The organism is Desulfoluna sp. HI9BLuna, from assembly GCF_056829775.1.
The window spans coordinates 4,834,768-4,858,944 of sequence record NZ_CP186555.1 but is presented as its reverse complement, the minus strand read 5'-3'; the positions used below and the strand labels follow the sequence as shown (position 1 = coordinate 4,858,944).

Here is a 24,177-nt window from a genome sequence, read left to right as displayed (position 1 = left end):
CTGCGCCCTTATCACAGGTCCGCAGGGCTCGGTATGTCGCTTAAGATCAGGCGGTTTCCTACCCGAAGATACGTCCGTTGTAGCGGGCTGCAGCCCCCAGCTCCTCCTCGATGCGGATCAGCTGGTTGTACTTGGCGACGCGGTCGCTTCGGGAGATGGAGCCGGTCTTGATCTGCCCGGCGTTGACGGCCACGGCAAGGTCGGCGATGAAGGTATCGGCGGTCTCACCGGAACGGTGGGAGATCACCGTGGTGAACCCGGCCTGGGCAGCCATTTCAATGGCGTCCAGGGTCTCGGAGACGGTGCCGATCTGGTTCAGCTTGATGAGGATGGAGTTGGCGGCGGAATCAATGATGCCCTTCTCCAGGATGGCGGGGTTGGTGACGAAGACGTCGTCGCCCACAAGCTGAACGCGGTCTCCAAGGAGCTCGGTCATGCGGATCCAGCCTTCCCAGTCGCCCTCGGCCAGGCCGTCCTCGATGGAGACCACGGGGTAGTTCTCGATGAGGGAGGCGTAGTAATCGATCATCTCATCGGCGGTGAGGCTTCGGCCTTCGCTCTGGAGCTGGTACTTGCCGTCTTCGAAGAACTCGCTGGCGGCGGCGTCCAGGGCCAGGGCGATGTCGTCACCGGGCACGTAGCCTGCCATCTCAATGGCCTTCATGATGAGCTGAATGGCCTCTTCGTTGGAACCAAGGTCCGGGGCAAAGCCCCCTTCGTCGCCCACACCGGTGGTAAGACCCTTGTCCTTGAGGAGTTTTTTCAGGTTGTGGAAGGTCTCGGCGCCCATGCGAACGGCCTCGGCAACGGTGGGGGCGCTCACGGGGATGATCATGAACTCCTGGATGTCGAGGTTGTTGGTGGCGTGGGAACCGCCGTTGATGATGTTCATCATGGGAACGGGCATGTTGCGGGCATTGACCCCGCCCAGGTACTTGTACAGGGGCAGGCTGAAGGCGTTAGCCGCAGCGCGGGCTGCAGCCATGGAGACGCCGAGCATGGCGTTGGCGCCCAGGGCCGACTTGTTATCGGTGCCGTCGATCTCGATCATGTGGTGGTCAAGTCCGGCCTGGTCGGCGGCGTCCATGCCCATCACCTCGGGGGCGATCTTCTCCATGATGTTGGCAACGGCCTGGGTAACCCCTTTGCCGAGGTACCGGCCCTTGTCCCCGTCCCTCAGTTCCAGGGCTTCACGGGTGCCGGTGGACGCACCGGACGGAACGGCCGCACGCCCCGTGGCGCCGCAAGCCAGGGTTACATCCACTTCCACGGTGGGGTTGCCACGTGAATCCAGAATCTCTCGTGCCTTCACATCAACTATAGCGGTCATCTTCTCCTCCAGAAATGGCCCCATCCTTCGCCTGGAAGGGGCTGAGAAACCTCGGGCACACCCGGTGACGGGCCGGCCGATGTATTAAAATAAATCCAACGTTTGCACGAGCCTCAGGAACATCTACAGCAAGGCAAGTCCATGGTCCCCAACGCAGCAAACCGGGCAGGATCGCACCCCACCCGTACCGGCGTACAAGGGACCGACGTTGTTACAAGTGCATCTTTGCGTGCGGGTAATAATCTCCCGGCGGGACGTATTCATGATGGCTCCGCGTGGGCTCAAAAGAGGCCTTATGGGACCAAAAGTAACCTACAACTCCCCTTACGCTCTGTCAAGTCGCCGCGTCCTGTGCCATGGCACGGAGAAGCTCAAGGACCAGCTCCGCGGTGATGCCCCACAGGGTCCCGTGGGGGGTATCCCAGAGGTAGACCTCCCGTGTCAGGCCGCCCCAGGGTTTATGGTAGCGCTTGGGCAAACCCAGGGCCTCGGAGGGAAGCAGGGTCACCCGCCCTTTTTTGGGGTGGTCGTAGTGGGGTTCCACCATGAGGCGCACGTGGTGAACCAGGGGCTCTGTCCCCCTGAAAAAAGAGAGAGGCAGGGTAAACCAGTCCGCCACCTCGTCTTCATTGACGTTCATGGTCTCAAGGACCCCGTCCTCCAGCACCCCCACGAAGCAGGAGACCGTCACCCCCACCGAGGTGATGAGGGTGTCCAGCTCTCCGATGACCGTCACCTTTTCCGGGGGAATGCCCATCTCCTCGGTGCACTCCCGAAGGGCCGTGGCCTTGAGGTCCGCGTCCTTGCCCGGATCGAATCCCCCCCCGGGAAAAGAGATCTCTCCGCCCTGGCGGATTCCCTTGGTGCGCGTCTGGAAGAGAAGGTGAAGCTCCCCGTCCACCTTCACCACCGGGGCCAGAACCGACGAATGAATGAACCGGTCCCACCCCAACACCCCGGGGCGACCGGAAAAGGCCTGTTTCAATTGCTCGACGTCATCCATACTCTTTTTCATCTCCATGCCTCGTAAGATATCATAAAAGCATTGTATCATGTCTCATTTGTCTTTTGTTGCCTACGTCCTCGGCCTTTGGTCTGTCAACACAAAACCCTCGGGCCACATGGCGGCAAATGCTTCCCCGTTCCTCATCCCCTCCCTTTTTTCCCATTGCCATCTGAGGCAACACTGTGTATTTTTTATCAGACCAATCCAGTAAAAAAGACCGCCCACTCCTTGACTGCCAAGGCTTTCCGGTGTCATGCACGGCCGTTTTGCGCCCTCAGCGCAAAGGGCCCCCTCACGCGCCGTCACCGTCGGCAACTTTTTTGCGGATTTACGGGACATGACCGCCGGCAGGAGACATATGGACGTTCAAGAGCAAGCCCTGATTCTCGTGGTGGACGACGACCACCTCTTTTTCGAAAGCATGCAAAGCCTCATCACCCGCATGGGGCACCGAGCCATTGAGGCAGGGAGTCTGGCCGACGCCCATGCCTGCCTGGGCACAGAGTCCGTGGATATCGTTCTTCTGGACCTGTTTCTTCCCGACGGCCTGGGCATCGACCACATCGAAGGATTCCGGCAGAGCGCATCACGCCCCGAGCTTATCATGGTCACCGGCAAAGGGGACCCGGACTCCGCCGGGCAGGCCATTAAAAAAGGGGCCCTGGACTACCTGGTAAAGCCCTCGTCCGTGAAGGCCACCCGCCTGGCCATCACCCGGGCCCTGACCCACCGCAAGACCATCCGCGACTATCAAAGGCCCCAGCTCAGCCTGGGCGCCGTCATCGGGCAGAGCGCTCCCATCCGCCGATGTTTCGACATGGTGGCCCGTGCCGCCGGATGCCACTCCGGGGTACTCATCACCGGGGAGACCGGTACGGGCAAGGAACTCTTTGCCCGCACCATCCACGACAACAGCCCGAGAAAGGGCAACCGGTTTGTCACCGTGGACTGCGCGGCCCTTACCGAGACCCTGGTGGAGAGCACCCTCTTCGGCCACAGCAAGGGCGCCTTTACCAGCGCGGACCAGGACCGCACCGGCCTGGTCAAGGCCGCCCACAAAGGCACCCTTTTCCTTGATGAGATCGGGGAGATGCCCCTGGCCCTGCAAAAGAGCTTTCTTCGGGTGCTCCAGGAGAAACGGTTTCGGCCCGTGGGGAGCGCAACCGAGGAGGAGAGCGATTTCCGCCTCATCGCCGCCACCAACCGGGACCTCTCCCGCATGGTGGAGGAGGGACGATTCCGGCGGGACCTTCTCTTTCGGCTGCGTGCCTTTACCCTGGACCTGCCCCCTTTGCGCAGGCGTAAAGAGGACCTCATGCCCCTGGCGGCTCACCACGCGGCCGGCCTCGCCGCGCGCTACGCTGTCGGAGAAAAACAGTTCGAGCCCGGTTTCTTCGACCCGCTCATGCGCTGCCCCTGGCCGGGCAACATCCGGGAGCTCTTCAACGTCATCGAACACGCCTTTTTTGCCGCCGGCGAGTGCCCCACCATCCGCATCATGGACCTGCCCCAGGAGATCCGCATCGAGCTGGCCCGACTTGCCGTGGCCAGGGAATCCAATGCCCCGGACGAAAAAGCCCCCGACGCCGGGCTCAGCCACTTCTTCGCCGAGGAGGAACCCTCCATGAAAGAAGCAAAAACACGCCTGGAGCAACGCTACCTCAACGAGCTGGTCCGCTACGCCGAAGGAGATGTTCGCCGCATGCTCGACATCTCGGGCCTGTCGCGTTCCCACCTCTACGCCCTGCTCAAACGCTTTGACCTGACACCTCACCTGAAAAAACAATAAAAAAACCCCCGCATCCAAAGGGATACGGGGGTTTTCATGTTTTACCAAATCATCTGTGCACCGAAGGCGGCGGCCTATCCGGCAAAGTAGTGGTCCACCTGCTCGGCGGCCAGCCCCACGTAACGGGCGGGGGTCAGGGCCTTCAGGCGGTCCTTGGCCTCTGCCGGAACCTTTTCCAGGGAATCAATGAAGGCTGCCAGCTCGGCCTCGGTGATGCGTACGCCCCGGGTGAGGGCCTTGAGTTTTTCGTAAGGGTTCTCTTCGCCGTAGACCCGCATGACGGTCTGGATGGGCTCGGCCAGGAGCTCCTGGTTGGCGTCGAGATCGGCCAGAAGGGCTGCTTCGTTAAGCTCCATCTTGCCCAGGCCCTTGATGGTGTTCTTCATGCCGATGATCACGTACCCGAAAAGGGCCCCCATGTTGCGGAGAACCGTGCTGTCGGTGAGATCCCTCTGGAATCTGGAATTGAGGAGCTTGACCGCCAGGTGGTCCATCATGGAGATGGCGACCCCCAGGTTGCCTTCGCTGTTCTCAAAGTCGATGGGGTTGACCTTGTGGGGCATGGTGGAGGAGCCCACTTCACCGGCCACGGTCTTCTGCTTGAAGTAGCCCAAAGAAACGTAGCCCCACATGTCGCGGTCCAAGTCGATGATGATGGAGGCGGCCCGCACCATGGAGTGAAGGGCCTCTGCGATGTAGCTGTTGGGGTTGATCTGGGTGGTGTAGTACAAGGGGCTGATGTGGAGATAATCCCTGACGAAGCGCTCCCCTGCAGCGATCCAGTCCACCTCGGGGAAGGCTGCGGTGTGGGCGTTGTAACCACCCGTGGCGCCGTTCATCTTGGCTCCGATGTCCACGGAGGCGAGGTTGTCCATCTCCCGGCGGATGCGCCAGGCAAAGTTCACCAGCTCTTTGCCCACGGTGGTGGGGGTGGCGGGCTGTCCGTGGGTGCGGGACATCATGGGCTTGTCGCGCCATGTTTTGGCCATGGTCTCCACATCGGAAAGGAGGTCTTTCATCACGGAAAGAACCTCTTCGCGCCCCTTTTCGATCATCAGGGCGTAGGCGGTGTTGTTGATGTCGTCGGAGGTGCAGGCAAAATGGGTCCACTCACGGATATCGGCCAGGCCCTTTTCGTCGAGCTTCTCTTTGATGTAATACTCAACGGCCTTCACGTCATGGTTGGTGGTGCGCTCGATCTCCTTGACGCGCAGGGCCCCCTCCTCATTAAAGGAGTCGGTGATCTCGCGAACCGCTGTCTTCCACTCCCCATCGGGGGAAGCGAATTTCAGGTCATCGATGATAAATTCCAGCCACCTGGCCTCCACCAGCACGCGATGACGAATCAGTCCGTACTCCGAGAAGATGTCCCGGAGCGATTCGGTGAGTCTTTTGTACCTGCCGTCAAGAACGGTCAATGCCTTCACTTGATCCATGGTGCGTTGTCCTGTTGTGGTGTTGTTGTTTGGGAATACTCGATCCGTTCATGGCAACCATGGGTCGGGCCATGGAACCTCTTTGCGATGACAGGGTGATCGTTTTCAAGCCTGCTGCCGGGGCTGATGTTTTACGCCTGAAGCTTTAAGGATTACGCGGGATGTCCTATCACAGGATGCAGGGAGGAGACAACCGGTTTCGGCCCGGAGAGGTCAGTCGTCAAGGCAGCTCTCCTTGAGTTCCCGCCAGAAACGGCGGCAGCGAAGGGCGAGCTCCTCTTTGTCCTGGCAGAGATGTGGCAGGCCCAGTTCCACGGTGACGGAGCTTTCCACCCAGACAGAAAGGTCCACCTGGAACACAAGCTGCCCGTTATGGGCGGCAATGGCCACATCCTCCACGTCAAAGGACCGAAGGGACAGGCCATGGGCCAGGAGCCCCTGGAGGGCATCTCCGTCCAGCCCTTCCCGGACCCTTTCAATCATGGCCTCTTCGCCTATTTTTATTTCAGCAGGATCTGCTGCCGCGCCCATCTTCCCTCCTTGGCTCACCGACCTCCCCCATGGAAGCCGTTTTCTTACCCGTGGCGGCTGCACCACAGCCCGAGCGACCGGCCCCTCACACGTGAGGAGTCTTCCTTCCATGTATCGGAGCCCGGCCATCTTCCTTGAGGGCTCCACCAGAAAACCACACTTGAAAAATGAGGTCAACTCTGTTAACCCCTTTCCAGTGAAAGGCCCGTCACACAACGCAATTGCAATTTTCAGGCAACCGGGAGAAAGAGCAGTGCTTCACATTGGATACCTCAACCTCTCCTCCCATGGGACCCTGCATCAGATGATCCTCTCGGATCCCTTTCTCTCCAAGCATCTTCGCCCCATCAAATCCGGCAGTACCCGGCGCATCGCCAGGGGTATCCTCAAAGGATGGCTCGACGGCGGCCTGCTTCCCCTCCCCTTTGCCCATGTACTGGCACGCTGGCAGGAGGGAATCTGCGTCCTGGCTGCGGTTCAGAACACGGGAAGCGCCCTTGTGACGCCCGGCGCAACGCCCCTTCAGGACATCCGGGACCTTGCCGGTACCCGCATGCTCTTCTCCTGCATCGGCTCCATGGAGTACCTCCTGGCCCATCGCCTCTTTCGGGAGTGCGGCCTTGCCCTGGGCCCCGATGCCGGACCCGATGGGATCCAGGCGGAACAGATGGCCCCGGAGATGATCCCGGACGCCCTGCGCATCAACCCCAGCGGCGCCATCGGTGCCGCCGTCCTGGAGGAGCCCTCCCTGTCGGCCATGCTTGAGGAAGGCAGCACCAGCGAGCTCATGCAGTGCCGGGACCTCTGGCCCGAATACACCGGCGCGGTCCTTGTGGTAAGAAACACCGAAGGCGCCTCCAGGGCTCAGCTTCTGGAACGGCTGGCAGGGGCCCTTATCAACACCCGGCCCCACCCGGACATCCCGGATACCCCGAGGCTCATCCCCCCCTGCCGGGCGGACTTCCTGACCACAGGACGTTACCTGGACAGTGAACAACTCTCTCCCATGATCGCCTCCCTTCTTTGAGAGAAATTTTTCCCGGGGCTTTTTTTGGGCTGCCGCCCCAAAAAAGGCTTAAATATTCCATAAAAAGTGACGATGGTATAGAAAAGTTGACCTGGTTTGGTTGGAAAAGGAGACATAAATGTCTATCGATATGGATATGAACATATTGGCAGTGGATGACTCCGGAACCATGCGTGTGATGTTCCGGCAGTATCTCGAAAAAGCGGGTTTCACCAAAATCTCTCTGGCTGTAAACGGAGTGGATGCCCTGGAAAAACTCGAAAACGAAGGGCCCTTTGATCTCATCATCAGCGACTGGAACATGCCCACCATGGACGGGCTTGAGTTGCTCACAGAGGTCCGCAAGCGTGAGGCGCTGAAAGCGATTCCCTTTATCATGGCAACGGCCCAGGGGGACAAGACCCAGCAGGAGGTCGCCCGCGAGGCCGGGAGCAACGGCCACGTGCCCAAGCCCTTTGATGAAGTGGAACTCAAAAACGCCATTGAAAAGGCCTTTGCCCCCGCAGAAGAGGCCTCATCCGCAGAAAAGCACACCCCCGAGATCCGAGACGGGAAGGTGGTGATCCGCCTGGGCCACATCCAGATCACCGACCACCTGGCCTTAGGTATCCTCAAGCACTGGATCGACACGGGCGAGGTCAACCCCGAGCGATTCATCCTTGAGACCGACCGCCTCCCCGGATGGAACCCCGTTCAGGAAAAGCTCGAAACCGGCGAAGTCTCCGGCGCCATGGTACTGGCCCCCATCGCCATGGACCTGTATGCCTACAACGTGCCCATCAAGCTGGTACTCTTTGCCCACAAAAACGGCAGCGGGTTTGTCCGAAGCTCACGATACGAAGAGGGCCCCTACAGCGACAAGGCGGACTTCTATAAATACAAGGTGGTGAACATCCCCCACAAGATGTCCATTCACAACATGCTGGCCCACAAGTACCTCACCGGCCTGGGCCTGAAGCCCGGAGTTCCCGGCCAGAAGGCCATCAACGTTCGTTTTGAGGTGGTTCCGCCGGTAAAAATGCCCCCCATCATGAAAGAGGACGAGTCTGTCGGGGGCTTCATCGTGGCCGAACCCATCTGTACCCGGGCTGCCTCCTCCGGCTTAGGTTCCATGGAGTTTGTCTCCGGCGGCATGTGGCCCGACCACCCCTGCTGCGTGGTGGCCCTCAGGCAGGAGCTCATCGATACGGCCCCCGATGCCGTCCAGGAACTCACAGACCTTCTGGTCAAAGCCGGACGCTACGTCTCGGAAAACAAAAAAGGCGCCGCAGAGATCGCCCTCGCCTTCCTGGACCCCGAAGGCAAACTGGGCCTCTCCCTGCCCGTCCTCCTTCAGGTCCTCGGCCAGAAAAACGGCATTACCATGGACGACCTCTACCCCTCCATCGAAGACCTCGATAAAATCCAGAACTACATGTACCACGACATGGGGATCGGCAAGCTCATCGATCTCAACAAGTTCGTGGACCTGCGTTTTGCCGACAAGGCAACGGGCCGGGGAGACGCCGCCTCCGGCGCCGCCTGATCCCGAACATAAAAAAAGCCCCGCACCGTTAAGGTTGCGGGGCTGAATCATCGATCCACCCTCAAGGAACGGGGCTTGCCCCGCGGATGCACACCGCGGACCAGGCCCCGTTCTTTTTTTGCCATCCAGACACACAGCAAGGCCCTGCCCCCCCCATCAAACAGCCCGGAGAACAAAACCCGTCAGGTGCAAACGAAATCGTCACCCCCGGAGGGCGCGACCGGGGCTTGCCCCTCCCTCTTCAAAGGCGGGCCCCACCAGGAGCCGGACACTTGTGACCAGATCCTTCATGGAGACGGGCTTCTCCATCACGGCGTCAAAATGCCGGGCATCGACCTGCCAGGGAGTCCCCGACACACCGATGATGGGGATCACCCCCTTGTCCGACCGGCGGATGTACTCGGCCACCCCGTTTCCGCTCATCCCCCCCATGATCAGGTCTGTGATCACCAGGGCGTAGTCGCCGTTTTCAAACATGCGGATGCCGGTCTCTCCGCTGGCCGCCGTGTGGACCCGGTACCCTTGACGCTTGAGCATCAACCGATACAGGTTCAGGAGGGCCTCATCATCATCAATCACGAGAAGTGATACCATGCTCACCCCGTTGCTAGTAACAACGTAGAACAACCGTTTATGTTATAAACTGAATACCACTTAAAAAATCAATGTTTTCGACATGTTTACAAGTATCACACAAATACGTGCGAAAAGCAAAAGAAATATACGCATCCCCCACGGCAACCGGGCATCTCAGCAATACCCCTCGGCCCGGGTCGGCCCGCACGGTGGCGGGCCCAGGCATGAAACCTTTAGCCCCGTGTCAGAAAGGCACGGGCGTTGGTCTGCATCTGCTCGAAGGCCGACTCGGGGAGCCCCGCCCCTGCGATGACGATGCGGGCAAAGGCCTCGTCAATGAGATCCCCCGGGGAGTGACTGTCCGTGTCGATGACCATGGAGGCACCGGCCTTAAGAGCCTTTTGGGCCACATGGCCGTTGGTGAGGCTGTGGCCGCCGCGGGCCGTGATCTCCAAAAGCACCCCGTTGGCTGCGGCCAGGGCCGCCTCCTCGTCGGTGATGAGGCCCGGGTGGGCCAGGACATCCACCTTGGCTTCGATGGCGGCGCGGTTGGTCCCCGGGGCCACGGGCTCCACCACGGTCTCCCCGTGGACAACCACGATGCGGGCCCCCAGCTTACGGGCCAGGGCCGCTGCTTCGGCGATATGGGCCGGGGGCACATGGGTCAGTTCGATACCGGGGACCACTTCAATAGCCATCACCTCATTGAGCCTGTCGGCCACGGCAACGATGCGGGGAACGATGTGGTCGATATTGGACAGGTCACCGTGGTCGGTGATCCCCAGGGCGGTAAGCCCCTTGGCTTCGGCCCGGCGGGCAAGCTCCGAAGGCACGAGAACGCCGTCGCTGAAAAAGGTATGGGAGTGAAGATCGATCATGGTCGCAGGGCTCCTTCTCACGGGTACTCAGGTTGCCCGCCTTGTGACAAAAGCGGGGGAACAGGAACATTACCCATACCACGTCAGGTGGGGCATTTCATGGAAAAAATGCCCCGGAACCGCCACCGGGCAGCCCTACACCTTGTATTTACCGAAGTCCTCCGGGGACAACCCCTCCAGGTATTCGGCCCAGCGTTTCCCCTCACTGGTCTCGTCGGCCACCTCTACAGACTCCGACTCCTTGCGCGCCTCTTCCAGCACATGGTCTTCCACGAAAATGGGGGCGCGGAACCGCACGGCCATGGCAATGGCGTCGCTGGGGCGTGAGTCCAGCTCAAAATGCTGCCCACCGGCTGTAAAGATGATGCGTGCGTGGTAGGTATTCTCCACAAGATCGGACACCACCACCCGTTCCACGGATGTATCGGTGTGACTGAGGAACTGGCAGAAGAGGTCGTGGGTAAGCGGGCGCTGGGTGGGGGTCTCCTGGAGACCGAAGACAATGGATGAGGCCTCGAGAAGGCCGATCCAGATGGGTAGAAGCCGTCCATCTTTCTCGGACTTGAGCACCAGGACAGGGGTCCTGGTGATCTTGTCCATGGAGATGGAGGCAATGGTCATTTCGTGTGTCATGGTTCACCTCCCTTGGGCGAAGCAACAAACATCGCTTCGCTTCGGTGCCGCCCGAAACCGGGCGGCGGGGGTTGGACCCGACAACATCACTCATGGCCGGGTCAGATGCCATGAACCGTTAACCGCACGTAAAACGCTTAGACCAGCACCCCCCTTAATGAGTGCGGCAATCCTTCTTCAATATAAACCGGAACCACCTTTCCCACAAGGTTTGCATCGGAACCCTCCTGGGCTGCGGTAAAGTTCACCACCCGGTTGCAGGAGGAGCGTCCTGTCCACTGCAGGCCCCCCTTCCCCTCTTTGCGCCCCTCCACGAGAACGTCCACGGTGGTGCCCGCATAAGAGAGGTTGCGCTTTTCCGAGAGCTCTTTTTCAAGGTCCAGAAGGGCTGCCAGGCGACGGCTCTTGTCCTCTTCGGAGACCTTGCCCTCGTAGCCCACGGCCGGGGCATTGGGCCGGTCCGAATACTTGAAGGCAAAGATTCCGGAAAAGCCCACGGCCCTTACCAGGTCCAGGGTCTCGGCGAAATCCTCCTCGGTCTCTCCGGGGAAGCCAACGATCATGTCCGAGGTCAGGGCGATGTCCGGCCGCACCTCTTTCAAGCGCTCGATGCGCTGCATGTAATCTTCCCGGGTGTATTTGCGGTTCATCTTCTTGAGCACGGCGTTGGAGCCGGACTGCACGGGAAGGTGAATGTGGTTGCAGAGCTTGGGCAGGTCCCGGTAGGCCTCCACCAGTCCAGGGGAAAGGTCCTTGGGGTGGGAGGTGGCAAACCGGATGCGCTCCAGGCCCTCCACGTCGCTTACGCGGCGGAGCAGCTCGGGAAAGTCGCAGAGGTCCTCTTTCTTGCCGTAAGAGTTCACGTTCTGACCCAGCAGGGTGATCTCCCGTGCGCCCCGGGCCACAAGCTCCATGACTTCCTGCACGATGGCATCGGGGTCCCGGCTCTCTTCCCGCCCGCGCACGTAAGGCACGATGCAGTAAGAGCAGAAGTTGTCGCACCCCCGCATGATGGTGACGAACCTGGAGACCTCCACCTCGGCGTCCATGGCCGGGGTCGGGATCTCGTCGGCCACGCCCATGGTCATCTCCACATCCACAACGGGAATCCGGTCGTATTCAAAGGCCTTCACCATGGCCGCAAGGCGGGCGTAGGCCCGCGTGCCGAAGACAAGGTCCACGTAAGGCATGCGCCGGAGAATGGCGGCCCCTTCCTGCTGGGCCACACACCCCCCGATGGCCACGATGAGCTCCGGGTTCTTCTTTTTCAATGCACGCATCCGACCCAGAAAGCTGAAGGCCTTTTCTTCGGCTTTCTTCCGGACGGTGCAGGTGTTGACGATGACCAGATCGGCATCCTCCACCTCGTCGGTGGGGATGTACCCCAGGGGTCTCAGCACTTTCTTGAACATCTCCGAGTCGTAGACGTTCATCTGGCATCCGATGGTGTATATGTATACGGACTTTACATTCATTCTGGTTTCTTTACCTCTCGAGGGACACCCCATGCGGGGGCCCTGATCACTTCGCATTGCAGGCTCAAAGGCGCTCTTGGTTATCCGGGGCCTCAATCTCTTCCAGGCAAACCGTGCCCTCAAAACTCTCAAGGACCTTCTCCACCTCATCCTCGCACCCCGGCGCAATGCGGAGCACGATGATATCCCGATCCCTGTTGACAGTGGTGACCACCACCAGGTTGTCCAGGGCCTCAAAGGTGTACTTCACAAAGACGATATCCCCTCGCCTGAGCCTGAAATATCTTTCAATGCACCCCACTTGCGCTCCTTACCTTTCATGACGGGCTCTTGTCGGCCTTCGGCCCGCGGGCCGAAAAACCAAACCATTGGAAAACGTTATCCTTTACCACATCGGTTTCCCCGGTACCACCCCTTTGTACGCGCCGCCCCTTTTCGAAACCCTTTGAACCCTCCCGGCGGATGGTGTATGGTCTCCCCAACCGACGGAAAAAGCCCGCCCTCCTTTCGGGGAGACCGCCCATGCAGCCACCTCGATGCGATTGGCGTAACGCTCGCCCGGCCTGTGCCGAGCCGCCGTTTCACCCCATCCGGACATGTCCGATTCACCAGAGACACGAATGTATGCACACAGACTGGACCACCACCGATATTGACGCCTCCCGGGCCAAAAACCTGGGAGAAGCCCTCGGGGTCTCCCCCGTGACGGCAAGCCTCCTCCTGGCAAGGGGCCACGACACACCCGAAGCCGCCCGGGCCTTTCTTGCCCCGTCCCTTTCGGGGCTCCGCCCGCCCCAGCGGCTGCACGGTATGAACACGGCCGTGACGCGCCTGGTCCGTGCCGTCACCGACGGAGAGGTGATCTTCATCTGCGGCGACTACGATGCCGACGGCATCACCTCCACGGCCCTTCTGGTCCTCTTCCTGAGAAGCGCCGGAGCCCGCGTGGCCTGGCATCTTCCCCACAGGGTGGACGACGGATACGGATTCCACCCGTCACAGGTCACCGACCACGCGGTCCCTGCCGGTGCCCGGGTCATCGTCACCGTGGACTGCGGCTCCACCTCCTTTGAGGCGGTAAATACGGCCAAGGGCCTCGGCATCGACGTCATCATCACCGACCACCACACCACCGGCGAGGCCCTCCCCGACGCCCTGGCCGTCATCAACCCCAAGCAACCCGCCTGTGAATCCGGCATGGAAAATCTGGCCGGGGTGGGGGTTGCCTTTTACCTTGCCGCGGCCCTTCGCACCGCCCTTCGCGCTGCAGGCCACTGGAAAAATGGGGAAGAGCCCAACCTCAAGGCCCTCTGCGATATCGTGGCCCTGGGCACCGTGGCCGACATCGTCCCCCTCACCGCAGAGAACCGCATCCTCACCCGAGCCGGCCTGGAGATGATCAACCGGAGCGCACGGCCCGGCATCGCCTCCCTCCTCACCGCCGCCAAAGCCAACAAAGAGACCGTGGACTCCGAAGACATCGCCTTTCGCCTGGCCCCGCGAATCAACGCCGCAGGCCGCATGGACCATGCCCAGACCGGCCTGGATCTGATGCTGGCCCCCAGCAAGGCCCAGGCCGCGCCCATCGCCAAAGAGCTCTGCCGCCTCAACAGCCATCGTCAGGAGACCGAGGCCCGCATCTTCGACGAAATCGTCGCGTATATTGAAGAGAGCCCGGCCCTGCTGGACCGAAAGGCCCTGGTCCTGGCCAACAACGGCTGGCACCCCGGGGTCCTTGGTATCGTGGCCTCCCGCGTGGTCCGGGAGTACGGCAAACCAGCCTTTGTCATCTCCGTGGACGAGCGGGGCATCGGCAAAGGCTCCGGCCGCAGCATCCCCGGGGTGGACCTCTATCAGGCCCTTTCCGCCACCGCCGACACCCTGGAGCGTTTCGGGGGGCACCGGCAGGCTGCGGGTCTCCAGCTCAAAGCGGATCGCATCCGGGACTTTCACCGAGAGCTCGAATCCCACCTGGGGGCAGCCACCACCCCGGAGGACTACGTCACCGCCATTCCCGCCGACGCCCGGCTGCCCCTCTCCGAAATCAGCCCAGCCCTCATCGACGAGCTGGAATCTCTGGCACCCTTCGGCGAAGGCAACAGGGAGCCCCTGTTCATCGCCGAGGATATCCGGGTCCTCTCCTCCATGGAGGTGGGGCGATGCCACCGAAGGTACGTCCTGGCCGCCGAGGGCAACCCCCACCTGGCCAAATGCATGGCCATCCGCTTCAACCACCCCGGGGGGCCACCGGAAAAACGCATTGCGCGCTGCCTCTACTCCCTGCGCTGGAACCGGTGGAACGGCGGCAAGAGCCCGCAGATGCAGATCCACGACATGGAGTCCTGACGTCTGGAAAGCCTCTGTTTTCGGGCCTTGGGTCCCTTCGGCAACCCCGCCGAACGGCCTGACAATTCCCTTGATTTCTTCAGGGATGAAAGCTATGATCCTTGTGCCGAATCCACCAGGAGCCGCTACGTTTCCGGCCCCGTGGACCAAGCCCGCCCGGATGCCGAAACGGGTGGCTGCGCGTACCGCGCATCCCAGTTTTGCCCGGCCCTTGCAAGGGGCCATGCGCCCGAGAGCATCTGCAACACAGTAAATTCATGATGGCTCCGCGCCCCCGGTCAGCGTGCCTTCGCCTGCGCCATCGCTACCCCATCGGATCCATCAACCATAGACAGGAGGGTGAATGGGAAAAGTATTCCGAACAAACAACAAGGAGTCCATGCTCCTTTCGCGCATAGAGTCGTCCAAGGAGAAAGAGCGGCGCATTTCCATCGAAACTGCCCGCGACAACCTTGAACCCATGAGCAATGCCATTTCCCAGAAGCTTGTGGAAAACAGCCTTGTGGAAACCACAAGCAAGAACTCCCTGCAGGAACAGATCGAAAAGAAGCTCGAAAAGCTGGTCAAGCTCGATGATTTCGAGATCGACTACCAGATCGCTCCATTCCGTGAGCTCGTGCAGAACCCCAATGTCATCAGCCTGGTGGTCACGGCCTTTGTCTTGGAGACCCTCATCGACCACAAGGATGTCATCGACATCTACGGCTCCGACGACGAAATCTATCACTGCATCAACGCCCAGGTCCAAAAATTCATGCCCAATATTTAATTACCGGAAATACGGGCCCCCGATTTTTGCACAAAAAAAAGCCGATCCCCATCGCCTTCAGGCGATGGGGATCGGCTTTTTGTTTTATTCAGGGCATCGCCCTTAAGCGATGCGCAGTGAACCCAACCCTGCTTTTTCGAAGAAGAACCGCTGCTCACCGAAGGCAGGCTTGAGCCCGTCGAGCCACACGGCCTTTTCATCGTACTCGGCAAAGAAGAGCTTGTTGACCCACTCGGGGTCCCGCGCCTGGATGAACTTCAAGGCAAGGAGCTTCTGCCCCCCTACCTCGGCGATGCCATCCACAAGCACCTTCCCGGGGGTCGCGCTCATGGAGGGGCCCCTCACGGTACGGGCCAGGCCCGACACCTTGCTGTAGGCTTCTGTGAAGATCTGGTACGCCTCGGCCAGGGGCACGCTGAAGTACTCCTTGGGCCCTGTGTCCCTCTCCACGAACATGTAGTAGGGAATCGCCCCCAGAGAAACCTGCTTTTCCCACATGGCACGCCACACTTCGGGGTCGTCGTTGATATGACGAATCAGCGGGGCCTGGCAGCGGATGTTGGCACCGGTGGAAAGGATGCGTGAAATCGCGGCCTGAACAGCATCGGTCTCCAGCTCTCTGGAATGGCTGAAATGGCTCATGATGGCAAGGTGGAAGCCGGCGGCAATGATGTCATCAAAGAGCGCCATGACGTCATCGGCGTCCTTGTCCGTCAGGAATCGGTAAGGCCAGTAGGCAAGGACCTTGGTACCGAACCGAATGGACCGAACGTTGCCGGGACGTTGCGTAAGAAGGGGCTCCACATAGCGACGCAGGATCTTGCTGGTCATGATGAGGGGATCGCCGCCGGTGAACAGGACGTTGGTAACCTCGGGGTGGGCGTTGAGATAGTCCACCAGTGCCTGGGGATCGCCGCAGGCGAACTTGAGATCATCCACCCCCACAAACTGGGCCCATCGAAAGCAGTAGGTGCAATACGCATGGCACACCTGCCCCTGGGTGGGGAAAAAGAGGACGGTCTCCTTGTATTTGTGCTGGATGCCGTTGATGGACTGGCCGAGATCACACTTGGGCACGTTGAGTTCCATCTGACCCGCGGGATGGGGGTTCATCTTCAGCTGAATGCTCCTGGCCGCTGCCCGCAGGGCCGCTTCGGGCTCACCGGCTGCGCATTTCGCGGCAAGGGCGTCGTAATCGTCAACGGCCATCATCCCCTTCTGGGGAAAGACCAGCTTAAAGATAGGATCCGCTTCCGGGTTGCTCCAATCGATGAGCTCGTCAATCACATAGTTGTTTGCCCGAAAGGGCATCACGCGCGAAACGACCTGAACGGCGTCGTGAATCTCGGAGGGAAGCGCTTCAAACTGTGGAATTGTATCAATATTGCGGGTCGTAAACGCTTTATAGCTTTTGGGTTTGATAGTAAGTTTGCTCAATAGACCTCCTTATGCCTACTCTATTCCTGCGGAAGTTCGGAAGTTTATCCTCCTTTTTCTGTGTGTTAACGGAAATCAAACATAGTCGCTTAATGACTACCTCCCGTCACCCCGCAATTCATTTTATTTTTTCTCGTAAACGCCATAATATAATAAATTTTAAGGAATTTGTCAATTCCTCCGACCCATCGCCTCGCTATCGGCGGAAAGCCTTTTGCGACGCGATTTCCGGCGTCGCGAATCACCGACCCAACTGCCCCGAAAACAAATAGCCCATCCATCCTTTTCCGGAATCGGGCACAGCTTCAAACGGCGGCTTCACGGCAAAAATTGAGGCATACACCTCAGCCGGGTCGTTACGGGCGACCAGATGACGCCCAACTCTCAATGTCCTGATCTTATTGCTGGGAAAAACGGGTAACCCCTGCGATCGGGGCAGGCGCCGTGAACGCCTGCCCGTCAAAAAGGGCCCTGAAACGTGAAGGTGGGCACGCTCCCGTTTTCCCGGTTAGCTCCGTCGTTTTTCCAGGCGGGCCACCGCTTCGATATGAAAGGTGTGGGGAAACATATCCACGGGCTGTACCTCGCAGATCTCGTACTGTGCCTTGAGCATCTCAAGGTCCCGGGCCAAGGTGGCCGGATTGCAGGAGACATAGACGATACGCTCCGGGCTCAACTCAGCGACGCGCTGGACCACCTCTTTGTGCATACCGGCACGGGGCGGGTCGATGATCATCACATCCGGCTCCACATCCACCCCGGGAAGGGCTTCACGGATATCACCCAGCACAAACCGACAGTTCTCCACCCCGTTTCGGCGGCAGTTCTCGTTGGCGTCCTCAATGGCGCTGGGCACGATCTCAAGGCCTGTGATCTCGGCGGCACCCCTGGAGAGCCAGATGGGAATGGTCCCTGTGCCGCTGTAGAGGTCGATGACCCGCTCGGTGCCCGTAAGGCCTGCAAATTTTTCCACCGTGGCATACAGGGCCTCTGCCCCGGGGGTGTTGGTCTGGAAAAAGGAGTTGGCCGAAATATTGAACGTGTACTCGCCCAACCGGTCGGTGATGAAAGGCTGGCCTGCCAGACACTTTTCGGTCTCCCCGACGGCCACCCCGGCCTTTCGGCTGGTGATGTTGTTGACCACGGAGGCCACCTCGGGAAATGCCGCCACAAGCTCGTCGGCCAGGGGCTGCACCACATCGGGGCGGTCTTCGGCCGTGACGATGTTCACCATCCAGCGGTCTTCGTGGTAGGAGTGCCTCAGCATGACAAACCGCCAGAACCCCTCGTGGCTTCTCAGGCCGTAGACAGGCAGGTCCGAAGCCTTGATGTACTGCCGCACCTTCTCCAGCAGACGATTTCCCGTCTCCGGCTGGATATGGCACTGCTTGATGTCGATGACCTTGCTGAAGGTACCGGGGACATGGAGTCCGATGCCCAGCCCCTTTTCAATGTCGGGGTCGTTGAGCTCGTGCGGCAGCAGCCAGCGGCTGTCCGAGCAGGAGAACTCCATCTTGTTGCGGTACCCGAACAGGTGCTTGGACGGCAGGGTGGGGTGCACCGTCACGTCGTGGATATTGCCGATATGCCCCAAAGACTCCACCACGTGGTCGCGCTTGTAGGCAAGCTGCGTCTCGTAGTCCAGGAACTGCCATTTGCAGCCGCCGCACCAGGAAGCGTATTCACACCGGGGTTCCACCCGGTTTTCCGACGGCTCCAGAAGCTCCAGCGTCCGCGCTTCGGCAAAACTCTTCTTCTTTTTGAAGACCCGCGCCCGAACCCTGTCTCCGGCCACGGCGCCGTCGATAAAAAGAGCCATGCCGTCCACCCTGGCAAGACCACGCCCACCGAAAGCCATATCGGTGACCGCTATGTCGACCACTTCACCTTTTTTTACCGCCATAATGCAACACTACCCTTGTTTGGCTTTCACAAAAGCCCTGAAAATTCCGATACTCAGACGAGCCCCCAGCAAATTTCGGGCACACGTCACCCTTTCGTACCGAGTGCGAAGCTGGATATACTATCCGATGTCATCAAATGTTGGCAAGTTTTTTCGATCCGAAAGGGATCGTGATGGGAACATCGAAGCAACGGGGAACCGAACAGCTCCCCAGAAAGGACACCTCACCGGGCCCCGGAAAAGAAGTGGTACAACGGCCCGTGCCCTGACCCGAGCTGCCGGGATACGGCGCCCTTCAACGCACCGGTAATATAGGCTTTGGCCTGTCTCGCAGCTTCGGGAAGGGAGAGGCCCCGGGCAAGGTACCCGGCCAGGGCCGAGGCCAGGGTGCAGCCGGTGCCGTGATCGTTTCGGGTTTCAATGCGGGGTCCTTCAAATCGGGTCACCGCCCCGGTTGCCCCTTCCAAAAGAAGGTCCGGGCACACGTCCCCGCCAAAGTGCCCCCCTTTAAGAAGCACATTGGCACACCCCATGTCCACCAGCCTTCGGGCCGCCCCTTCCATACCGCCTGAAGAGCCGCCTTCAAGGCCGGTGAGCCGCTCGGCCTCGGGAATGTTGGGGGTCATCACCGTCACACGGGGCATGACATGGGTCACCAGGGCCCGGGGGGTCTCCCGGGCATTGAGCCCGTGGCCGCTCTGGGCAGCCATAACGGGATCCAGAACCACCGGCACACCCTTGATCGTCTCAAGGATCTCCCCGACCACCTCGGCGTTCCCCGGAGTGCCCAGCATCCCGATTTTAACGGCGTCCACCCCCACATCGGAGAGGACCGCCTCCACCTGGGCCCGGACCATGTCCGGGGGAACCGGCATCACCCGGCTCACCCCCTGGGTATTCTGGGCCGTCACCGCGGTGACGGCGGTCATGGCATAGCAGCCCAGGGCCGACAACGTTTTGAGGTCGGCCTGGAGGCCCGCCCCGGCACAGCTGTCGGAGCCTGCAATGGTAAGCACCCTGAGCGGCGTCATGGCAACCGGTTCCCGGCGGCGTCGATGAGCCTGGCCTGCTTTTCGTTTTCCCGGCGAAGCTTGTCGATGACCTTTTCGTTTTCCGTCACCTGGTGCATGTAGCCGTTGGTCTTCTCTTCAAGCTCTTTGACCTGGCGGTCCAGGGTGTCGATCTCACGGGTCAGGGATTCACACTTCCCCTCCAGGAGTTTCTCCCGGTCTTTCTTTTTTTCCAGGAGGCCCATGTAGCGGGTCCGCGTGTTCTCTTCGGCCTTGCGCACCACCCGGGCGGAGACCACCAGGTTCACCACTTCCATGGAGATCCCGAGGATAAACCCGTAAATCAACCCCTGCCGTCCGAAATGAGACGCCACGAGCAGGGCCAGCATTGTCGAGATAAAGACCATTGCGCACGTCCTGTCTGCTTGTACATGAGAATCGTGTTCGGCCCCCACCACCCATGAGCGGCATCCACGAAGTGTTTAAGTGCAGGCCCTAAAGCCTGCAGGTCCTGATATCCGTCGCGATGACGCCCTTGGCGCCCACCTCCACCAGGTGATCCATGATGGTGTTGAGGTCCTTTTTGGGGGCCATGGCCTTAACGGCAAACCACCCTTCCCGCCTGAGGGGAGCCACGGTGGGGGCTTCGATGCCGGGGGTCACGGCACAGGCGCTCTCCAGGGCCTCACCGGCCACGTCATACTCCACCATGACGTACTGACGGGCCACCACAATCCCCTTGAGACGCTCGATGAACATCATCTCCTGGGAGGTGAGGGTCTCCTCACGGCCCTTGCGGGTCACCAGCACAGCCTCGGAGGACATGATGGCCTCACCACTGATGCGGAGCCCGGCCTCGGCCATGGTACGCCCTGTCTGCACCACATCGGCAATGGCGTCGGCCACTCCGAGGTTGATGGAAATTTCAATGGCGCCGTCGAGTTTGATGATGGCCGCATCGATATTGCGACGCTTGAGGTCCTGGCCCACGATGCCGGGATAAGACGTGGCGATGCGCTTGCCGTTGAACCCTTCCGGGGTCAGCAGGCTCTCTTCGGGAACGGCGTAGCAGAACTTGGAACGGCCAAAGCCCAGGGGAAGCAGCTCATCGACTTCGGACTCGCTGTCCATGGCCAGGTCCCGGCCGGTGACGCCCAGGTCAATGATCCCGCTCTGCACGTAGACCGCAATGTCTCGGGGGCGCAGGAAGATGAACTCCACCTGGTGCTCCACATCCGTGACCTTGAGTTCACGGCTGTAACGGCGGCAATTGTACCCGGCTTCGGAAATGAGGGCCCGGGACTCTTCAGACAGGGATCCTTTGTTGGGAAGTGCTATTTTCAACATCTGACGGTTTTCCTTAACTCAACTGACGTGATGCGCTCCGGCGGGCGGAAAGGCCATCACAGGTATTTGTAGACATCCTCCAGTTCCAGGTCACAGGCAATCATCATCACCTGGAGATGGTAGAGGAGCTGGGAAATCTCTTCGGCAGTCTTCTCCTTGCCTTCGTACTCGGCGGCCATCCAGACCTCACCGGCCTCTTCGATGACCTTTTTTCCGATGGCGTGCTTTCCCGCATGGAGCTCCTTGACGGTCCCGGAATCGGGATCGCCGGCCGCCACTTTCTTCTTCAGCTCCGCAAAGAGCTCTTCAAATCGTTTCATGGAGTGTATCTCGTGATCTGTTGTCATGATGATGCGCATGAAAAAGGCCGGAACACTTCCCGACCAGCGCATGGGGGGACGGGCATTCAGCACATGTTTTCCGCAGTCAGCCGCCACGGACATGGCGCCTGAGGGGCTCTTTCCCCTGCGGATTCCGGCAAATTGAGACCATAGCACCTTTTTTCCCCAAACAAAAGGGGACGGCCGCCCTTCGGGCAGCCCTCCCCTTATCGTTTAAAAAAGGTACCCGATGCCTCAAAAGAGGAACCGAGCGTCACGGATCAGTAATTTGTGTCCGCGTAGCCGACCCAACCGCCCGCTCCCACCAGGGCGCGGTCGAACTCGGAGATCTCAAAGGGAACCTCAAGGCTCTCGCCGTCTGCGGAGAACCGGAACACACCCTTTTCCAGGTCGGTGACCAGGTCGGTCTCCTTGCCGGCAAACCGGGCCATGAGATCGTCCAGGACCTCTGCGGGCAGCTCCACGGCCATCATGCCACAGTTGAACATGTTCTGCTTGAAGATCCGGGCAAAGCTCTCCCCGATGACGATGTTGATGTCGTTCACCTCAAAGGCCCAGGGCGCGTGCTCGCGGGAAGAGCCGCACCCGAAGTTGGCGCGGGTCACCACCGCGCCGGTGGGCGTAACGTCCCTTTCCGGGTCAAAGCCTTCCAGCTCCAGATCCTCCAGGAGGTAGGGTTTCAGGGCTTCCTTGGTGATCTCGGTGAGGTACCGAGCCGGTATGATTTCATCGGTGTTGATATCGGACCGATCCAGAAACAGGACTTTTCCGTTGAATGATTTCATGGCTTACTCCCCGCCCGTAAAGATGTGTGAATTGGTGATAACGCCGGTAAGGGCCGTGGCCGCAGCCGATGCAGGGCTCATGAGGTGCACCATGCCGCCCTTGCCCATGCGGCCGTTGAAGTTGCGGTTGGTGGTGGAGGCACACACCTCCCCTTCGGCCAGGACCCCGTTGCTCATGCCCAGGCACGCCCCGCAGGTGGGGTTGGTCACGCAAAAGCCCGCGTCCATGAAGATCTCGATGATGCCCTCTTTCAAGGCCTGCTTGTACACGGCCGGGGTCGCAGGAGAGACCACGCCGCGCACGCTCTTGTGGATGTGCTTGCCTTTGAGCACATCGGCGGCCACGCGCAGGTCTTCGATACGCCCGTTGGTGCAGGAACCGATGTAGACCTGGTCTACTTTTTCCGATGCCATCTCGGCGATGGGCTTCACCTGGTCGGGCTTGTACCCGAAGGTGGCCATGGGCACCAGCTTGCTCACGTCAACCACCATCTCCTCGGCGTACTCGGCGTCGGCATCGGCGGTAAAGGCGCTGTATGCCTCCAGGGCCGCTTCCTTTGAGGGGAATTCGTCCTTGATGAAGGGCCAGAGGTAAGAGACCGTGGTCATGTCCGGGGCGCAGATCCCGCAGGTGCCACCGGCCTCAATGGCCATGTTGCACAAGGTCATGCGGGCCTCCATGCTCATGGCGGAGACCACCGACCCGGTGAACTCAATGACGCGGTTGGTGGCGCCGTTGACCCCGAGCTTTCCGATGACGTCCAGGATCACGTCCTTGGCGTAGACACCGGGCTTCAGGTCGCCTGTGATGGTGACCTTCATGGTCTGGGGCGCGTGAAAGGCGCAGACGCCTTTTAAGATACCCACCTCCAGGTCCGTGGTGCCCACACCGGCGGCAAAGGCACCGAAGGCACCGTGGGTGCAGGTATGGGAGTCCCCCATGATGATGGTGTACCCGGGTCGCACAAACCCCTTCTCCGGAAAGAGGGCATGGCAGACGCCGTTGTCACCGATGTCGAAGAAATCAATGATCCCGTGGCGCAGGGCCCACTCGCGCAGGATCTTGCCCTGCATGGCCGTCTTGGAGTCCTTGGCCGGGGTCACATGGTCGATGACCGCCTTGATCTTGGACGGATCAAAAACGCGATCCATGCCGCGGGCCTCAAGATCCGTGATGGCCACGGGCGTGGTGATTTCATGGCAGAAAACCGCGTCCAGACGAATCACCTGGATGTCGCCGGACGGGTTGTCCACAAGATGCGATTCAAAAATTTTCTCCGCGATTGTCTTTCCCATATCTCCTCCGGAAGATGTCTGGTTCATATGCGATCTCTTATTTGTGCGAGGCCTGCCTGGGCGGTGAAACGATCCAGACAGCCTTCAGCGTCGCGTTGCCGCGATTCTTTAATATATGTGGGATCCGTGATGCAAAGGAGACGGTGTCCCCCTTGGCCACGGTGTAGGTGTCGTCCCCGTAGAGAAGCTCGGCCTCTCCTTCGAGGATGATTCCGAACTCCCGACCGGCGTGGCCGTACTCCAGGTCCCCGGTCTGTCCACCGGGCGCGACCTCCAGCATAAAGGCCTCCACCGTGTGCTCGCCGGGGATCTCCTCCCGCACGGAGAGGCGGCTCATGGTCACCTGGCCGTCTCGGGTGACGCTGCGCTCTGCAGCACGGATGATATCGACCTTGCCCTTCTTGCGGTAGTCGCTGAAGAGGTATTCGTAATCCACCCCCAGCACGTCGGCGATGGAAAGAAGGGTGTCGATGGACGGGGAGACCTTGTTGCGCTCAATCTGGGATACCAGGCTCTCGCTCACGCCGGCCCGGCCGGCCACCTGCTTCAGGGTAACACCCCGACGCTCCCTGACCGCCCGCAACTTGCCCCCGAATTGGTGTTTAGGCTCTGACTTTATCAATACTGCACCTCCTGAAGCATTTATAAAGTCACCCCACCCAACCTGTCAACCCTTTTCCGGGCAGGCCCCATGCAACGCCCTTAAGGGCCACCTGTTTTCGGTGTGGCTCAGCACC

Annotated in this window: 23 protein-coding genes; 5 read left to right on the top strand and 18 right to left on the bottom strand. The window is 60.2% G+C overall.

Translation table 11 applies throughout. The annotated features are described in order from the left end of the window. Positions 1–58: 58 nt before the first annotated feature. Together eno and ACOYW0_RS19810 are read right to left on the bottom strand one after the other, a co-directional pair. Entirely contained in the window at positions 59–1,330 is a 1,272-nt protein-coding gene (gene eno, locus ACOYW0_RS19815; protein ID WP_482415509.1) for a phosphopyruvate hydratase, read from the bottom strand. Positions 1,331–1,664: 334 nt separating this feature from the next. Then, complete coding sequence (locus ACOYW0_RS19810) at positions 1,665–2,333, bottom strand: NUDIX hydrolase (RefSeq protein WP_482415508.1); 669 nt, start codon at positions 2,331–2,333, stop codon at positions 1,665–1,667. Positions 2,334–2,694: 361 nt separating this feature from the next. Here ACOYW0_RS19810 and ACOYW0_RS19805 point away from each other — a divergent pair, with 361 nt between their 5' ends. Continuing rightward, positions 2,695–4,125 carry a sigma-54-dependent transcriptional regulator gene (locus tag ACOYW0_RS19805; protein WP_482415507.1) on the top strand — a complete coding sequence of 477 codons (1,431 nt, stop codon included), beginning with the start codon at positions 2,695–2,697 and terminating at the stop codon, positions 4,123–4,125. 74 nt (positions 4,126–4,199) lie between these two features. Here ACOYW0_RS19805 and purB read toward each other — a convergent pair whose 3' ends face one another. Both purB and ACOYW0_RS19795 read right to left on the bottom strand, forming a co-directional pair. Next, the gene (gene purB, locus ACOYW0_RS19800) at positions 4,200–5,561 is read right to left on the bottom strand and encodes an adenylosuccinate lyase (protein ID WP_482415506.1); all 1,362 of its coding nucleotides are present in this window, start codon (positions 5,559–5,561) and stop codon (positions 4,200–4,202) included. Positions 5,562–5,774: 213 nt separating this feature from the next. After that, positions 5,775–6,092: a hypothetical protein gene (locus tag ACOYW0_RS19795; RefSeq protein WP_482415505.1), complete on the bottom strand. Its 318-nt coding sequence runs from the start codon at positions 6,090–6,092 to the stop codon at positions 5,775–5,777. Positions 6,093–6,345: 253 nt separating this feature from the next. Here ACOYW0_RS19795 and ACOYW0_RS19790 point away from each other — a divergent pair, with 253 nt between their 5' ends. Then, positions 6,346–7,119, top strand: a complete 774-nt coding sequence (locus ACOYW0_RS19790) for an ABC transporter substrate-binding protein (RefSeq protein WP_482415504.1) — start codon at positions 6,346–6,348, stop codon at positions 7,117–7,119. Between the two features lie 118 nt (positions 7,120–7,237). Beyond that, positions 7,238–8,644, top strand: coding sequence for an ABC transporter substrate-binding protein (locus ACOYW0_RS19785; protein ID WP_482415503.1), 1,407 nt, complete (start codon positions 7,238–7,240; stop codon positions 8,642–8,644). Between the two features lie 201 nt (positions 8,645–8,845). Here ACOYW0_RS19785 and ACOYW0_RS19780 read toward each other — a convergent pair whose 3' ends face one another. The 5 genes from ACOYW0_RS19780 to ACOYW0_RS19760 all read right to left on the bottom strand — a co-directional run bounded on the left by ACOYW0_RS19780 (position 8,846) and on the right by ACOYW0_RS19760 (position 12,507). After that, positions 8,846–9,238, bottom strand: coding sequence for a response regulator (locus tag ACOYW0_RS19780; RefSeq protein ID WP_482415502.1), 393 nt, complete (start codon positions 9,236–9,238; stop codon positions 8,846–8,848). 215 nt (positions 9,239–9,453) lie between these two features. Further along, entirely contained in the window at positions 9,454–10,098 is a 645-nt protein-coding gene (locus tag ACOYW0_RS19775; RefSeq protein WP_482415501.1) for a histidinol phosphate phosphatase domain-containing protein, read from the bottom strand. A gap of 135 nt (positions 10,099–10,233) precedes the next feature. Next, a complete protein-coding gene (locus ACOYW0_RS19770) occupies positions 10,234–10,731 on the bottom strand; it encodes a bifunctional nuclease family protein (RefSeq protein WP_180143688.1) in 498 nt (165 codons plus the stop codon). A gap of 137 nt (positions 10,732–10,868) precedes the next feature. Then, a complete protein-coding gene (gene miaB, locus ACOYW0_RS19765; RefSeq protein ID WP_482415500.1) occupies positions 10,869–12,206 on the bottom strand; it encodes a tRNA (N6-isopentenyl adenosine(37)-C2)-methylthiotransferase MiaB in 1,338 nt (445 codons plus the stop codon). Positions 12,207–12,270: 64 nt separating this feature from the next. Continuing rightward, complete coding sequence (locus ACOYW0_RS19760; RefSeq protein ID WP_482415499.1) at positions 12,271–12,507, bottom strand: DUF4911 domain-containing protein; 237 nt, start codon at positions 12,505–12,507, stop codon at positions 12,271–12,273. A 323-nt stretch (positions 12,508–12,830) separates the two neighbouring features. On the opposite strand from ACOYW0_RS19760, the gene recJ reads away from it, so the two are divergent. Together recJ and ACOYW0_RS19750 are read left to right on the top strand one after the other, a co-directional pair. Next, on the top strand, positions 12,831–14,552 hold the full coding sequence (gene recJ, locus ACOYW0_RS19755; RefSeq protein WP_482415498.1) for a single-stranded-DNA-specific exonuclease RecJ: 1,722 nt from the start codon (positions 12,831–12,833) through the stop codon (positions 14,550–14,552). Between the two features lie 343 nt (positions 14,553–14,895). Next, positions 14,896–15,321 carry a hypothetical protein gene (locus ACOYW0_RS19750; protein WP_482415497.1) on the top strand — a complete coding sequence of 142 codons (426 nt, stop codon included), beginning with the start codon at positions 14,896–14,898 and terminating at the stop codon, positions 15,319–15,321. Positions 15,322–15,423: 102 nt separating this feature from the next. Here the strand turns inward: ACOYW0_RS19750 and ACOYW0_RS19745 are convergent, their stop codons facing one another. From ACOYW0_RS19745 to ACOYW0_RS19705, 9 genes are all read right to left on the bottom strand, one after another. Next, positions 15,424–16,758 carry a KamA family radical SAM protein gene (locus ACOYW0_RS19745; RefSeq protein WP_482415496.1) on the bottom strand — a complete coding sequence of 445 codons (1,335 nt, stop codon included), beginning with the start codon at positions 16,756–16,758 and terminating at the stop codon, positions 15,424–15,426. A 508-nt stretch (positions 16,759–17,266) separates the two neighbouring features. Continuing rightward, positions 17,267–18,661: a 23S rRNA (uracil(1939)-C(5))-methyltransferase RlmD gene (gene rlmD, locus ACOYW0_RS19740; protein ID WP_482415495.1), complete on the bottom strand. Its 1,395-nt coding sequence runs from the start codon at positions 18,659–18,661 to the stop codon at positions 17,267–17,269. 224 nt (positions 18,662–18,885) lie between these two features. Continuing rightward, the gene (thiD, locus tag ACOYW0_RS19735; protein ID WP_482415494.1) at positions 18,886–19,692 is read right to left on the bottom strand and encodes a bifunctional hydroxymethylpyrimidine kinase/phosphomethylpyrimidine kinase; all 807 of its coding nucleotides are present in this window, start codon (positions 19,690–19,692) and stop codon (positions 18,886–18,888) included. Continuing rightward, positions 19,689–20,078: a hypothetical protein gene (locus ACOYW0_RS19730; protein ID WP_180143703.1), complete on the bottom strand. Its 390-nt coding sequence runs from the start codon at positions 20,076–20,078 to the stop codon at positions 19,689–19,691. The genes thiD and ACOYW0_RS19730 overlap by 4 nt, the downstream gene beginning before the upstream one ends. Positions 20,079–20,166: 88 nt before the next feature. Next, positions 20,167–21,018: an ATP phosphoribosyltransferase gene (gene hisG / locus ACOYW0_RS19725; RefSeq protein WP_482415493.1), complete on the bottom strand. Its 852-nt coding sequence runs from the start codon at positions 21,016–21,018 to the stop codon at positions 20,167–20,169. A 56-nt stretch (positions 21,019–21,074) separates the two neighbouring features. Beyond that, positions 21,075–21,515: a phosphoribosyl-ATP diphosphatase gene (locus ACOYW0_RS19720; protein WP_482415492.1), complete on the bottom strand. Its 441-nt coding sequence runs from the start codon at positions 21,513–21,515 to the stop codon at positions 21,075–21,077. 104 nt (positions 21,516–21,619) lie between these two features. Continuing rightward, positions 21,620–22,144, bottom strand: coding sequence for a 3-isopropylmalate dehydratase small subunit (locus ACOYW0_RS19715; protein ID WP_482415491.1), 525 nt, complete (start codon positions 22,142–22,144; stop codon positions 21,620–21,622). Positions 22,145–22,147: 3 nt separating this feature from the next. Further along, complete coding sequence (locus tag ACOYW0_RS19710; RefSeq protein ID WP_482415490.1) at positions 22,148–23,440, bottom strand: 3-isopropylmalate dehydratase large subunit; 1,293 nt, start codon at positions 23,438–23,440, stop codon at positions 22,148–22,150. 37 nt (positions 23,441–23,477) lie between these two features. Next, complete coding sequence (locus ACOYW0_RS19705; protein WP_482415489.1) at positions 23,478–24,062, bottom strand: helix-turn-helix domain-containing protein; 585 nt, start codon at positions 24,060–24,062, stop codon at positions 23,478–23,480. Positions 24,063–24,177: the final 115 nt, after the last annotated feature.